General features: G+C 37.1%; 4 protein-coding genes. All 4 read left to right on the top strand.

Annotated elements, in window-relative coordinates:
* Window positions 1-1,853 (top strand): DUF5977 domain-containing protein (locus tag ACHRV3_RS22145; RefSeq protein WP_395442791.1); only part of this gene is annotated, 1,853 nt, incomplete at its 5' end.
* A 59-nt stretch (window positions 1,854-1,912) separates the two neighbouring features.
* Window positions 1,913-4,267, top strand: coding sequence for a VWA domain-containing protein (locus ACHRV3_RS22140; protein WP_395436182.1), 2,355 nt, complete (start codon window positions 1,913-1,915; stop codon window positions 4,265-4,267).
* Entirely contained in the window at window positions 4,268-4,993 is a 726-nt protein-coding gene (locus ACHRV3_RS22135; RefSeq protein WP_395436181.1) for a hypothetical protein, read from the top strand. It abuts the gene before it with no gap.
* A 10-nt stretch (window positions 4,994-5,003) separates the two neighbouring features.
* Window positions 5,004-16,292: a DUF6443 domain-containing protein gene (locus ACHRV3_RS22130; protein ID WP_395436180.1), complete on the top strand. Its 11,289-nt coding sequence runs from the start codon at window positions 5,004-5,006 to the stop codon at window positions 16,290-16,292.
* Window positions 16,293-16,301: the final 9 nt, after the last annotated feature.

Below are 16,301 nucleotides of genomic sequence, written 5' to 3'. Positions count from 1 at the left end.
CAGTAGTGTATACAGTAGCAGCAGGAAAATATACAGCAGCTACTCAGGCCGCCGCCGACTTGTTAGCACAAAATGACGGTCAGGCCTATGCCAATGCCAATGGTACCTGTACATTTAGCAGTACCAAAAGCGGTTCTTTCACAAAGAACAACTGTGGTGCAGGCGGAACGGGATCAGTGGTTGTATATTCAAAAACGATTACGTCTATTATTTCTCAGGCGGATGCGGATACTATAGCACAAAATGATGTAAATGCTAACGGGCAGGCGTATGCCAATGCCGGTAGCAACGGCAGCTGTAGTTTCAAGAACGTAGCTAAAAGTGGCTTTGTAAGAAACAATTGCGCTGTAGGCGGAACGGGATCAGCAGTAGTGTATACAGTAGCAGCAGGAAAATATACAGCAGCTACTCAGGCCGCCGCCGACTTGTTAGCACAAAATGACGGTCAGGCCTATGCCAATGCCAATGGTACCTGTACATTTAGCAGTACCAAGAGTGGTTCTTTCACAAAGAACAACTGTGGTGCAGGCGGAACGGGATCAGTGGTTGTATATTCAAAAACGATTACGTCTATTATTTCTCAGGCGGATGCGGATACTTTAGCACAAAATGATGTAAATGCTAATGGACAGGCGTATGCCAATGCCGGTACTAACGGTAGTTGTAGTTTTAAGAACGTAGCCAAAAGCGGTTCTTTTACCAAAAACAATTGTGGAGTGGGAGGCACAGGCTCGGTGGTTATCTATACGGTAGCTGTAGGAACATATACAGCCGCTACACAGGCAGTAGCAGATGCTTTGGCTCAGGACGATGTCAACAAAAACGGGCAGGCGTATGCCAATGCGGGTACCAATGGCAGTTGTAGTTTTAAGAACGTAGCGAAAAGCGGTTCTTTTACCAAAAACAATTGTGGAGTGGGAGGTACAGGCTCGGTGGTTATCTATACGGTAGCTGCAGGAACATATACAGCCGCTACACAGGCAGTAGCAGATGCTTCGGCTCAGGACGATGTCAACAAAAACGGGCAGGCGTATGCCAATGCGGGTACCAATGGCAGTTGTAGTTTTAAGAACGTAGCCAAAAGCGGTTCTTTTACCAAAAACAATTGTGGAGTGGGAGGCACAGGCTCGGTGGTTATCTATACGGTAGCTGCAGGAACATATACAGCCGCTACACAGGCAGTAGCAGATGCTTCGGCTCAGGACGATGTCAACAAAAACGGACTGGCGTATGCCAATGCGGGTACCAATGGCAGCTGTAGTTTTAAGAACGTAGCGAAAAGCGGTTCTTTTACCAAAAATAATTGTGGAGTGGGAGGGACAGGCTCGGTGGTTATCTATACGGTAGCTGCAGGAAAATATACAGCCTCTACACAGGCAGCAGCAGATGCTTTGGCTCAGGATGATGTCAACAAAAACGGGCAGGCATATGCCAATGCGGGTACCAATGGCAGTTGTACTTATAAGAGTACAAAAAGTAGTTATTTCGTAAGAAACAATTGTGATACCGCTGGAGGAATGGGATCAAGTGTAGAGTATTCGGCAACAGCAACCTCCAATATTTCGCAGGCAGATGCAGATGCAAAAGCATGGGCAGATGTAAATAACAACGGGCAAAATTTTGCAAATATTCGTGGTAAATGTGAGCTTGAGACACAGGTGTTCCATTTTAGAGGAAATGGTCAGGGAAGTTATATCGTTTATATTGATCGTTATGGAGACGAGGTAACGAGTGAATTAAGTAACTGGGGAGTGGGGCCTTGCGGTGCTATAGTAGCTGTAAGTATTATAAAGATTTTTAATGGTTCAGCATGCTCCGGAGGTGAAGAAGTTGAGCCCGGCGGAGGTGAATAAGGCCCTCCTGAAAGAGGGATGTGATAAGCGTTGATGCACGGCAGTAATATATAATAAACATGATGAATTATTTAAAAATAGAAAAATACTGGTTTTTGATTTTGAGTGTAGTATTTTGTTCTTTTTCTTCTTCGGCTAAAGAATATAAAGAGCCTGTAATAAACTCAATTTTTGGAACCGCTTTCTCTGGTTTTTCCTCCGGAATTGACGTTGATGGAATTTCTGAGACCCATTGCCTGAACGAAAAAGTTAATTTCACATTTGAGACTACAGGAGTTAATATGAGCTATGTTTGGTCAACGGCAACTGTTTCCGGACAAGTTGTAAATCGTTCTACTGCAAGTGCGAGTGGAGACTATTCGTATACTTTTACAGCTCCCGGAAGTTATACGGTTAAATTAATTGTAACCGACGCTGAAAATTGCAGCAAGACATTTACAAAAAAGATTTTCGTAGTAGATTGTACGGAAGAAACGTCTTGTGTGAACAAAGCGATAGATTTATCTTTTGAAACGGCTTCTGTAAATAGTAGCTTTAGTTGGTATGTCATTAAGGAAGGTGACACACAACTTTTAAATCCCGTTACAAACACAACAGGTTTGTATACTTTTACTCCTCTAACTTCGGGTAATTATACTATTTATCTAAAGACATACGAGAAGGAGCAATGTACGTTTGAATTTACTAAAAAAGTAACAGTTAATACTTGCGAAGATTTTGTATCCTGTACTAAAGACAATCCAAACACGGCTACTATTAAAGCTATTTTTACCACTTTGGCCAATAAACTGGTCAATCTTCCGGCAGCGGAAATAGGAAACGGATATACATGTGATGAACTAAAAGCACTGGCTTTCTATATAAAAGACGAGAAACCCGCTATATACAATTTTGTACACGATAAACAACAAGGTTTCATTGCATTCTCTTTTTCAGATCGTTCCGGTTATGATGTGAGGATTGCGACAAATGGGGATCGTATTGCAGATTTTAGTTTGGCTAATTATGAATCAAATGAAAAGGCAACTAATCTGATTACTACTCCGGCTTCAGCATTTGAAAGTTCGGTAAATCATATTAATTTTTGCTCGTCTTTATATTGTGTGGATCACATTGCTTTTGTTCTGGACGAATCAGGTTCTATAAGTGAGGATCAGGCGGCTAAAATTAAAAAACAATTAAAAAAATACATACAACAACAGGCAGACGATAATGACAAGCTGCAATCGAATATTTATGTTTCGATGACCGGAATGTCCGATAGTGACACTTTTACCAGAACAGATAATATTGAAGCTACAAGGCTGTCTAATTATGACCCGGTTACTTTACGAAAATTTAATGATTGGATTGAAAACTATCGTAGCCGCAGCGGAAAAGGGATAAGTGCTTCTTCGGATTATTGGAAAACGGCTTTAGATGTGGCATTAAACGCTCCGATGAAACCAAATGTTGTAATGATGATTACAGATGGTTGCCAGACTAATGATGTAAAAGCATTAAGAGATCAGACCATGGCTCGATTCAGCAATTCTAAAAGTGCTCTTTTTAACAATCCGGATAAACCACACTTATACGTAGTAGGTCTTGAAAACGGATTTTATGTAGATGGTGGCACAACTACAGCTGCTGTAAACCGAAATGAAGACCCAAATTATGTTCAGATAGTACCTGCTGAAACTACCGAATCAAGAGTGGCTCCGGTCTTGAGAACATCGTTGCAATATCTGTTGAGTTTTGATAAAACGGAATTTCCGAGGGATAAAAAGGAAGATTTTCGCTATGATTTTTATGGTTACGAAAATTTTGACGCACTGGGAACTCTTGAGAATGAAGCTTTTTTTTCTGATAACTTAAAGATGAGTGAATTCTCTTGTGGACTTCCTACCGACAAAAATTATTGTTCGGACTGTCTTTCTTTTCAGCCAAAACCTAATAAAGAATATCTGTTAAGTGCATGGGTTAAAGAAGAAACCGCCATTCAATTAAAAAACTACGAAAATGCGGTAATCAATGTAGTCTTTTTTAGCAATGTCGACACTAACGATATCAGATACAAAATAGGAATGGAAAGCTTTACCGCTAAAGGAGATATTATTGACGGATGGCAAAGAATTACAAGCAAATTTTTAATCCCTGAAGAAACAAAAACCATAGGAATCGAGCTTGAAAATAAAAGTGCCGGGATCCCTGTTTATTTTGATGATATCCGAATACATCCGCTTGATGGAAGCGTAAAAACATTTGTATATGATGCCGAAACCTTCAAACTGATGTCTGAACTTGACGAAAACAATTATTCTACTTTTTATGAATATGATAATGAGGGTGGTTTAGTTCGCGTAAAAAAGGAAACCGCAAAAGGAGTTAAGACCATTCAGGAAACCCGTTCAGGTAACATTATTAACAAGTAGATGAAAGTTATGTTTTATAAAATGATGCTGTTTATCAGTTTTCTAACAATTGCTACAACTGGATACAGCCAAACTGCAAACGAAGTTTTGCAACAAATGTCGAAACAGTATAGTAGGACTGAAGCCCTGCAATACAATTCAAATTATGTTTTATATAAAACGGCCGAATCTAAAACAGTAGAGCAGGCCTATAAAGGAATCTTTATAAAAAATGCTGCTAATGAGGTTTATATGAAAATCGATCAAACCGAGATCTTGAATTCTAAAACTATAAATGTAAAAATAAGTCATTCCGAAAAAGCAATTCAAATTGCAGATCCGGTTAAAAGCTATTTTGGAAGTTTTGACATTAAACCCCTGTTGGATTTATGCAAAATAGAAGCTATTAAAGATTTTAAAACCTATTGGGAGATTACTTTGAAAGCCAAAAATTATTCAAATCTTCCCTATTCGAAGATAGTCGTGCACATATCAAAAAAGTATTTCATAGAAAAGTCTATTTTTTATTATAGCACAGCCGTCAATTTTTCTAAAGATTATCGTAGTCCAAAATCCTATTATCCAAGATTAGAAGTTATAAATACCAACTTTAACAGGAAAGCGGTTAACAACACATTATTTACAACCAAAAACTATTTTGTAGCAGTAAATAAAAACAAACCGGTACCGGCAGAAAGATTAAAGAATTACGAAGTAATTGATCAAAGAAATAGTTCCAATAAATAAATTAAAACAGATGTATATCAACAAATATTTAATAACACTTGCATTTGCTCTGTTTTCGTTATTGACTTTTGCACAACAGGAGACAACTTTAAGCCTTAAAAAAATTGGAAATCAACTTCAGGTACAGGATAGTATCTATGTAAAAGATTCGAAGTTCGCCGACATTAAAAAACAAAATCTGTTTACTTCTGTAAATCCAAATGTATCGGTGCATTTTGGTTTTATAGACGATAAAAGCAATACAGCAGAATATCAAAAAATATACTCCTGTGAGGTCGAGTTAACAATAAACCCTTATGATAACTCTAATCGTAAAATCGCAAGTTATACTACCGGCAACGGAGATCGTGTCAACTATCCTAAAGAAATTAAACTAAGGATAAAACACGATAATATGACTAAGGGAATTGAGTTTAACGATTATGTTGTCTATAATCTTCCCGGAGTTCATTATGCTAGTGCAACAATAAAATCAATTAAGTACTACGATAAAGATAATGTAAGCATTGCTGTAGCTAACTCATCGGCATATTTGGAGCTCATGTTTACTACAGATCGTTACTACAATCTGCAGTTTAGCAGTACACAAACCAGCTCTGTACTTCCTTTACAATATCAATTTTTAAAATCTGACGGAACCTCTGTCAATAACGTCAGTAACGGTGCGGAGGAGATTGTTATTTCGTGGCACAAGGATCCCGTGGCACCTGCTGTAGAGTATGAATTGGAATGGACCTGGATTGATAATTTTGCTGCCGATGGCGGAACATTAGCTGTTAATCAAATTCCGTTAAGCAATCAGGACTTCAAATTAAACAGTACGAGAATTCAAACCAAAGACACCTCTTATAAAATTCCGATTGTTTATTCGAAAGGATATATTGTATACAGAGTGAGGCCAGTTGGACGATTTTTGGACAATATCACTAAAAATTATTACGGAAACTGGACTTCGGGAGTTGCGACATCACAAGAAAAAGTTGGGGACTGGTCTCATTACATAACAATAGATCAAAACCACGAGGAGGGAAAGAAAAACTGGCAATACCAATCTTCTTTTGCTGAAGATGGAAAGAAGAAAGAAGTGGTAAGTTACTTTGATGGTTCTTTGCGTAATCGTCAGACCGTTACTAAGATCAACTCTACTAATAAAGCAGTTGTCGGCGAAGTTATTTACGATAATCAAGGCCGTCCGGCTATTGAAGTATTACCGGTTCCTGTAGAATCATCAGGTATACACTTTTATTCCGATCTAAATAAAAACCAGCTGGGCACATCCATTTTTACCCATAATGACTTTGATTGGGAAAACGAAAATGATAAAGAATGTACTCCAAAGCTGATCGATGGAATGTCTGATGCAAGTGGTGCCAGTAAGTATTATTCGGAGAAAAACCTTCTTCAGGACAACCATCAGGATTTAGTTCCTAAGGCAGATTTACGCCCTTTTTCCCAAATTGAATATACACCTGATAATACAGGCCGTATTAAAAGTAAAGGTGGGGTAGGAAAAGAGCATCAAATCGGATCGGGTCATGAAATGAAATATTTCTATTCAACTCCAAGCCAGGCAGAACTTAACCGACTATTTGGTTATAAGGTAGGTGATGCAACACATTACAAAAAAAATATGGTTATTGATCCAAATGGACAAGTAAGTGTGAGTTACTTAGATCCACAAGGCAGAACCATTGCTACTGCTCTTGCCGGTGACAAAAAAGGAAATTTAATTGCGTTGCAAGACGAAGGAGATAGTACTTTGCATGAAAGAATAAAAGAAAGTCTGCTGGATAAAAATGTCAAATACGCTTCGGGTAACAATAGTATAACGCAAGATGGATTTAAATTAGATAATTCTGTTAATCTTGGGAAAGAAGACATTGTTGGATATATCTACAGTTTTGATAAGATTATAGGAAGTTATAATGACAATTGTTTAAGTAATAAATATTACCCTTTTGTATACGATTGGTCGATAAGTATGACCGATGATTGTGCCAACGAGTTATTGATTGGCGAAAACGGAGCTGATCTTTCTGCTAAAATTGGTAGTTATAATATAAGTGCTTATGCTCCTGTTACTTTAGAAAAGACGTCGGTATTATTTGAAGGTAAAAGAAAGAATTCAGACAATGGATTTGATCGTTTGGGAGTAGGGACATACAGTTTTACCAAAAATCTTCAGATTGATACAGCCGTTTTAAATAAATATGCTGACGATTATGTTAATGAATTAAAGAAGGGGACAGCATGTAAACCTGTTTTGGTCGAGTTTCAAAAAGTTATCCAGGAATTTGATTGTAATGTTACTTGCAGAAGTTGCGAGGAAGCTCTGGTTACAGCTAATTTAGAGAATGAGTTAACTAAGAATGCATATAAAGCTAAACTTCCTTTAGATGAAAGCAGTCTTGGAGATACAGGTAGTAGAGAATCTTTTATCGTACTTGCAGAAGCAAAGTATGTAAGTGCCAATCTTCCTGCTATCGAGCTTAATGTAGAAGAATTAAATGCATATAAAAAACATTTAGCTATCGAATTTAGAGCTTTATTAGCCAATTGTAGAGAGATCTGTCAGCAGCCGGCAAATCTTTGCACTATTAATGAGGAAACTTTACTGGCAGATGTCAGTCCAAATGGGCAATATGGTTCTGTTGCGGGGCTGGAAAGAAGTGCTCCTATAGATAAAGATGCTCAGCCAACTCCAGAACCGGAGGATGGCGGAGAAATTTTAAGTGTTTTTAATGAAAACAATAAATTATGGTACGGAGGTTACAAAGATACAAGCTATCCCGATCCTAACGATGTTGATATTGATATCCCGACAAAAGTTTCAGTATACAACTGGAGACATCCTTTCGGAGGTTCTTACAAAGATGAAAACAATGAAACTGTAAAGGTTACGGTTATAAAAAATGAGGATGGAACATTCACCCCCGCTTTAAGACCTTTTAATGATGATGAAGTTATTCCTGTTGCAAAGGACCCTTCAAATGATGATCCTAATGTATTTTTGGTAGAACCGCAGCACTTAAACAGTGTGACCGATTTTCTGGAGCTTTGGCAACCAAGCTGGGCAAAAGCATTAGTGCCGTATCACCCGGAATACCAATATTATTTATACAATCTGGCCGTTTGCCAAAAAATAGTAGATGGAAATAATTCGGATGGTTTTGATGACAAATTAAGAAATCTGGAATACTTAGACCCGGCAACTGGTTTGGTACAAAACAATGTTTTTTCTAACGGCACTGGAATGGTGTCTATGATATTGAGTTCAGGCGGAACTACTGACCCGTTTTATAATGGTGCTCATACCGCTGAAGATGATATAGAATACAAATTAAGAAAGAAAATTATAGTAGCAGGTTTAGGAGACTATTCAACTATAAGCGGGAATTTCGACGGAATGACATTTAAAAATTCTCGAGGTGCTGTAATAAAAATGAATATGCTGCAGACCGCCTATTTCTTTGCCGCTTATTCTAACGGAATTACGCCTGTAACAGCGTATGAGGATGTACTTACCAAGAGTAACGATAGGTTACTGGAAGGTATTAATAACTTGCCGGACAATTATTTAAAACAAAGAATATGGTCCAACTTTAAAGCATATTATATTGCCCTTAAAGAAAAAACACGTACCGTGTTTGCACATATTTATGCCAATAAAAAGCAAATGAACAACAATTGCATCGGGGACGTAAAAAACACCGATTCGTATGTTACGTTCTTAAAAAAATACGATGTAGGATATGATGTAAATGGTAAAATTATTACTGTACCTGGAATAATCGAGTCGTCCTTAGCCACAGCACCAAGTATTCCGGCAGGTTTTACTGGTTTGGAACCAATCTGCACGGGCGAAACGGCAGTTTATTATGCAGACAAGAAAAAACGTTTTATGCCTTCAGATTACGGGTATGATTCGGGATTAAGTGATGTCGAAGCAATGGCAAGTGCCGATGCAAAAGCAAATGCTAATTTATTCCTTGAAACCGGAAAATGCCCGTTAGGCTTAGACATGGAAATGTTTTTAAAAGGACTTATGGATCGTACGATTCAGCCAAATGGATTATTGGTAAATACACCGGCTTCGAGCATGCCTTATTTAACAGAAGGAATCTATAAAGCACACATAAACCCGGAATTTGATTTGACTAAATCAACAGCCGCTCCAAGAGTAATTGGTAGAAAAGACAGAGACAATTTAAACATCAGTTTTCACCTTACTGAAAACGCAACAGATAGTATTGCATCTTCTATTGTTTTAAAATTTGTAAGTTTTAATCCTAAAGATAATACATATCGTAATCCATGTGGAGAGGGCATAGAGAAGCCGAAGTGGGAAGATGTAGTTGGTGTAAAGAATTTTCATTATGTAGAGTATTTACCGGCAAGCAAAATTTTTAAGTTTAGAATTCTTGCTACTATAGTGCGCAGAGGAACTACGCCTACCTGTATCACACCTGAAGAAGTTATTATTGAAGGATATACCAAAGCTGCCGTTGGAGAATGTCATTTTGCCGGAGGTTCCGGTGTTGGTGAAGTAATTGCATTTGAAGACAATCAGTGTAGCAAAAAAGACCAATTTAGTGCGGCCTTAACAAATGTATTGCTTGATCTTCAGAGAAGCAACAGTTTAGCAACAACACAAATCATTACAAATAATACCGCTTTTGCGACCGGTTATTTAAAATCGTATTTCGGAATCGCTGCTACAGATGTAGTAAAATGGAATTATGACGAAATAGCTGACGAGAGAATTTTCTCTGTCAGTGTAAACGATACGCTTCGTATGAAATTAAACGGCGGAAGCGTTAGCACTGCTATTCCTGCGATTAAAGATTTGTTTATTACCAATTTAAAAGAGGGCGGAAGAAGCAATATAGTCAGAGTAGTTACCAGCAGAGGAAATGGTTTACTAAAAAGAACCGAAACAAAATCATGGACGATAACAGCAGGAAAAAACAACGCTTTGTATTTTGCTTGTTGTGCGCCTTGTGGCGAAGACGATTTTAATGGTGATGGGTATGGAGATAAATGTGGGGATCCGAATGTTTTGCCTGTTGTTAATGCTTGTAAGCTTAATAGTAAAGCGGAAACTGATTATGAAGAAAATTTAAGGATTGTTATTAATAAAATTATAGCTACTGGATTTAATTCTGAGAGTAAAATATGTTCTGAGGATAGTGAAATAACTCAATTGATTAATGGTTCAAACCTTGTTGAAAAGTTTCAGTTTGTTAGAAATAGTTATTTAAGCTCTGTTCCTACAGCTATAAATAGAGCTATTGAGCTTTATAAGTTTAATATTAGACCTTTGAGTGGGGATAAAGGTTTAACTATTAGTTTTTTCAATAGTAATGGTAAGGAAGATGCTAATATAAATATTGAGATAGATAATTTTTCGTCAATCTCTATGATTAGCTCGCTTGATTTTATTAATATACTTTATAAAGTTAAATTGAATTTTATTGATAAAAGTGGAATAGGCGCAACTAAAGAAGGACGTATAGTAAACAATACTACCATAAAGGAGGATGCTGGAACATCTAGTTATGGAGAAAGCATTTGTGACTTTTTAAATGGTAAATTACCTAAAATTATTTCTTGTTCTGATTTTGCTAATGATGAAACGATCTTTGAAGAAGGTCTGAAAAATGCTTATAATGAGATTTTAGATGATTTTTCACGTGGAAATTTTGCAATTGGGGGGCAGGGGCGTAAAGAAACGATCGGAGATGATAACAATCGAGGTTATAGAGGTCTTGTTAATAACCCTTTACTAAAATCGTTTATAGAGGAAAGTAAAATTAAAGAAAGGTATTCAAACGCTACTGTAGCCGGTCGAGACGGAGGTTTTTTAGGCCCGGTTATATTTGATAAATATAAGTTTATTGCCGATAATGGATCATTAGTATTAACACTGAATGATTATCCATATTATTCTGCTGATACTTATAATAATGATTTTTATGAAGGACAAATACAGGTTTTTTTACCTGATTTTTCGAATGTAAAACACATCAATTCAATTGATATCAAAGATAATAGTAATGGTTTCACCAACATAGTAGAAGTTAATTTTATAGATAATCTCAATAATACTTTAATAAAACAAGGAACTTTTAGAGTCTCTGTAATGACGCAATATAATACAGGCAATTTAGTGACTTTGTGTGAGTTTTTTAGACGGGGAAAACCACGAGATAATATGATGATACAAAAAACAGTTGCAAAATCATCTATTACATTAAAAACAGGCTTACCAACCTGCAACGCCCTATGTATCCCTCCAACAGTAGCTCCGGTAGTTTGTGGAGACAAATGGAATGAATACAAAACAGGTTTACAGGCACAAATGCCAACTTATGAAATTCCAAAAAAATTAAAAGATAATGGAACCTTCTTTTGCGAGGCTAATTTTGGATATATCAGTTCAGATTACCTTGCTTATTTAGCGAAGTTTGAAGTTAAGACCGCTAAAGATCCTCTGTTTTTAACCATTGCTGAATTTGGTAGCACCAACTTGAAGTATGGAAATGACCAGACTCCTATTGTCATTAATGCGTATCATACCTACATTAAATCTATAAATGTAAACGGAGAAGTAGAAATACAAACTTGGAGTGATTTTGCAAATTCATACGTAATAGCGAATAAAATTTGTGCGCCTGCTACGATGGTACCTTCGTTTAGTTTGGATTTACCTAAAAAAGAAGGAGATAAAACACCTTGCGAAATTTATAAAAAAGCCATTAATCAGACTAATGAGCAGCAAGTTTCCGATGCGTTTTATGCTGATAAAAAAGAGGCTTTTAAGCAAAATTATCTTAGAGAAGCCCTTGAAGGAATTAAAGAAGTAGTAACAAAAGAAGCAGTTGATAAAGAATATCAATACACCTTGTATTATTACGATCAGGCCGGAAACTTAGTGCAGACCGTTCCACCGGAAGGAGTAAAAAGACTTTTGCCGGCTTCAGACGAAACGATTAATAAGGTAAGAGAAAAGAATTCAGAAAAAGTAGATACAGCAGCTGTAGATGGTGTACCGGTAAGTCCGGCGCATGCCATGAAAACCGAGTACCGTTACAACTCATTGAACCAATTGGTTTGGCAGAAAACTCCCGATGGAGGGGAGACTGTTTTTGCCTACGACCTGTTAGGCCGAATCATCGCAAGTCAGAATGCAAAACAAAAACTGCAATCGCAATTTAGTTATACACGTTATGATGCCCTTGGCCGAATCTTTGAAGCAGGTCAGTTGCAAACAAAAACAGGACTTACACTAAAGATCAACAAAAACGGAAGATTAGAAAATGCAGCAGAACAACTGGTTGAAGTTGATGCTGTACTTAAAACAATCAATTATCCGTATAATATTACCGACCTTACAGAACAAGTAACAAAAACGATTTATGATAATCCTTTAAAAGACACTCAAAAATGGTTTACAGCTTACGGTTCTGATAATAGTCATAAGCGTGTAACCGCAGTTTTATATTTTGATACTCTTGGCAGTCAATCACCTGTAGCAGGTTATGCAAACGGTATTTTCTATGACTATGATGTTCACGGAAATGTGAAAGAATTGGTACACCATATTAACAATAGCGAAGGATTGAATCTAATGAAGAAAACTACTAAAAAAGTGGTGTATGATTACGATTTAATTAGCGGTAATGTAAATAAGGTAACCTACCAGCCTAATGATTCTAATGATCAGTTTATACACCGTTATGAATATGATGCCGACAATAGAATTCAACAAGTATATACCAGTAAAGACAATATCATCTGGGAAAAAGAAGCAAACTATCTTTACTATGACCATGGTCCTTTGGCACGTGTTGAACTTGGGGACAAACAAGTTCAGGGGCTTGATTATATCTATACCTTACACGGTTGGCTAAAAGGAGTCAATTCAGAAAGGATTAATATAGCACAAGATGCAGGTAACGACGGATATAGTGTGGCACAGGATGCCTTTAGTTTTGTTTTAAATTATTATACAGGCGATTATAAGTCTCGTGCCGGTATTGAAAAAGACAATTTACTTTTCTATAACAGGAAACATTTCCCTATAGAAAAAGTGACCAACAATTTATACAACGGAAATATCAAAGAAATGATGACTTCGGTGTTGAATGAGACCCAGAATCCTTTGCCGGCTCAATTCAACTCTTACGAGTACGATCAGTTGAACAGAATAAAGAAAATGACTTCGAAGTGGATTGCTCGAAGCATGATGTATGATAGTTATGAATCTAATTACAGTTATGACAAAAACGGGAATTTAAAAACCCTTTTCCGTTCAGCACCTACTGAAAATGGAGATATAAAACCTATGGATCAATTAACCTACCATTATAAGGCAGGAACAAATCGATTAAATAGGGTAAATGATGTTGTACCAAATGCAGAGTTTTCTAATAGTAAGACCAATCCTGATGACACCTCATTGGATATTGACAATCAATATGACAAACGTAATCCGGAGAATCCCGATTATAAAAATTATGAATACGATGATATCGGTCAGCTAACACACGATAATCAGGAAAAAATAAAAATCGACTGGCGTGTTGACGGAAAGGTTAAATCGGTTACAAAAGAAAATGGTACTATTGTTAGTTTTGAATATGATGGTTTAGGAAACCGAATTGCTAAAGTTGTCAAAACACCGACCAAGACCACAACTACTTTTTATGAGCGTGATGCCCAAGGCAATGTCCTGGCTACTTATGAAATGAATAAAACAGGTAATCAGGTAACCTATGATCTTATCGAACACGATATTTACGGAAGTAGCCGTCTTGGAATTGAGAAAGGCAGAAAATCAATTAGCGAAGCTACCATTCCGTCAGCACTACGAAAAAGTGTTGCGAGTAGTAAATCGCTTGCCAGTGCAGCAGAAATGCCTATTACGGCTAATACTGCAACAGCGGTTCCTACCCAGTCAGGGTTAAAATTTGATGCCGTAACAGATGCTGTTGTATGGGATGAAAAGCCGGAAAATGATATTAATTTGTTTAATCCTTCTCTGCCATTAACAAAGTCAATAACATTAAGTGCACATTTAAAGATTGACCCGGCAAATGCGCTTAACTCGACCGGTCTTGTTGCCGCATTACACGGGGCTTCAATAAGAGGGGACAATTGGCCTGAAGATCGTACAGATTCTTTTTTAGGTTCTGTTCTGTTATCGGTTACAAAAACAAATGGAGGATATTTGCCAACAGTTTCATTGGTAAATTATAGAAGAGGACATAATAAATATAAAGATAGAGGAGCTACATTTAGTTTTAGAAGTTACAGATATACAACGAATTACGAAATTAAATCAACTGCGATTCCGGAAGATGAATGGGATGTTAAGGCAGTAATCTTTAGAAAAAATAGTGATGTATATACAGTAGAAATAACAGTAAATGGAAACGTTTACACTACAAAAGCTTCCAATGGAAGGGCATTTGAAGGAAAAGAAGTAAGAGGACAAGGAAGAGGTTCAGCGGAACTTCATATTACAAAGCCTGCAAATTCTTTGGGAAATACAACGATTCGATATTATGGTGGAAAAAGAGGAGATCAGGGGGCTAGAAGTACATATAATGCTCTTCTGTCTGAAATCTGTGATTTTACATATTCAGTTAAAAACGAGCAGTTACCTGAAGATGTCGTATCAAACGAATATTCTTTTGATGAAGGAGAAGGCACAACAGTTCAGTCTGTTACCGGACCAACAATGACTCTAAAAGGGGCTACTTTTGGCAAGACTTATTGCGGTCCAAAAGATGGTGATAGAGATGGTGACGGCTGGATCGATATAAAAGATAACTGTCCGAAGGTGTTTAATCCGGGTCAGGAAGATGATGATAAGGATGGAGTTGGAAATGTTTGTGACAATTGCAAATACCCAAACCCGCTTCAAATAGATAAAGATCAGGATGGAAAAGGTGACGGTGATAAACCGGGAGATTTAGGTTGTGATAATTGTACAGAAATGCCTAACTTTGATCAAGTTGATACCGATCAGGACGGCGTTGGTGACGTTTGCGACAATTGCAGATTAGTGGCGAACCCATTGCAAGAAGATGTAAACCAAAACGGAATCGGTGATGTCTGCGAAGGAGTAGCACAAGGAAAAGGCGAAGAAGCTATTCCGGGAACTCCATTACCGTTCTATCGTACAGTAGGAGACAAGCGTTATGAATTAGCGAACCATTTAGGTAACGTTCTTTCGGTAATTTCAGATCGTAAACTTTTTAGTATTAATAATCATTTTACGCCGGACGTTTTTAGTTATTCAGATTACTATCCTTTTGGTATGCTCGTGCCTAATAGGTATAAAAGCCTTGATGACTATCGTTATGGGTTCCAAGGGCAGGAGAAGGATGATGAGATTAAGGGTGGTGAAGGGAATTCGCTTAACTATACTTTTAGGATGCATGATCCTAGGGTTGGTAGGTTTTTTGCGGTGGATCCTTTAACAAAAGAGTATCCACATTATACACCATATTCGTTTAGTGGAAACAAAGTTATCTCTAGTGCTGAATTTGAAGGTCTTGAAGATGTTTGGGTTGCTGACGGTAGTAAAATTGTTAAAAAAGTCGGACCTTACGTTGGGGCTTATACTAGTGAACAAGCGGCAAACAACCGTTATTTAGAGTTTACCGCTAGAAAGCCTAAAGTAGCAAAACCTTTAGCTGAAATTAGGTCTGATGATTTAGAAGCCCAAGTAAATAAATATAGAGGTGTTAATCCTGGTTTAGCTATTTCAAGAGGAGTAATCGATGGATTTCAACAAGCTCCAGGAGTCATTCTTTCAGAAATGGCTTTTGCAAAAGCAGCTCAAGTATACGAAGGCTATAAAATTGCTAAACAATCTAAAATGGCTGTTCAGGCAGTAAAAGCTGCAACTAAAACTGAAAATGCAGTTTATCAAGGAGCGGAGTTTATTGATGATGGATATAGAATGATAGAAATGCCTATATCAACAAAAGCTGTCAAAATTGAAAGATTAGTTGAAAAAGTTTTTACTGAAAAAGGAGCTCACATAATAGAAGGAAGTACTAATAGTGTTCATAATTGGGAAGTGTTAGTACCAAATAAAAATCCGCAAGTGATTAAGGAAATCATAAAGGATGTATTAAAAAATGGCGAAGATGTTCCTTACAAAAGAGGACAAGCGAAATCTATGCAGGTCGAACTTAATGGTGTAACAAGAGAGGTTCAGGTTCCTTATTTTAAAGGTACTGATGGAACTATAGTAAATTTTAGTACAGCATTTGTAAAATAAAAAAATAAA

This window comes from Flavobacterium sp. FlaQc-49 (genome assembly GCF_044005985.1).
GTDB classification, from domain to species: Bacteria; Bacteroidota; Bacteroidia; order Flavobacteriales; family Flavobacteriaceae; genus Flavobacterium; species Flavobacterium cupriresistens.
The sequence above is the reverse complement of the archived record's forward strand: the minus strand, read 5'-3'. Positions and strand labels throughout refer to the sequence as shown.

Bases quoted from the DNA above. Each gene is read 5' to 3' on its own strand.
- ACHRV3_RS22140 (WP_395436182.1), top strand. From the start codon at position 1,913: ATGATGAATTATTTAAAAATAGAAAAATACTGGTTTTTGATTTTGAGT.
- ACHRV3_RS22135 (WP_395436181.1), top strand. From the start codon at position 4,268: ATGAAAGTTATGTTTTATAAAATGATGCTGTTTATCAGTTTTCTAACA.
- ACHRV3_RS22130 (WP_395436180.1), top strand. From the start codon at position 5,004: ATGTATATCAACAAATATTTAATAACACTTGCATTTGCTCTGTTTTCG.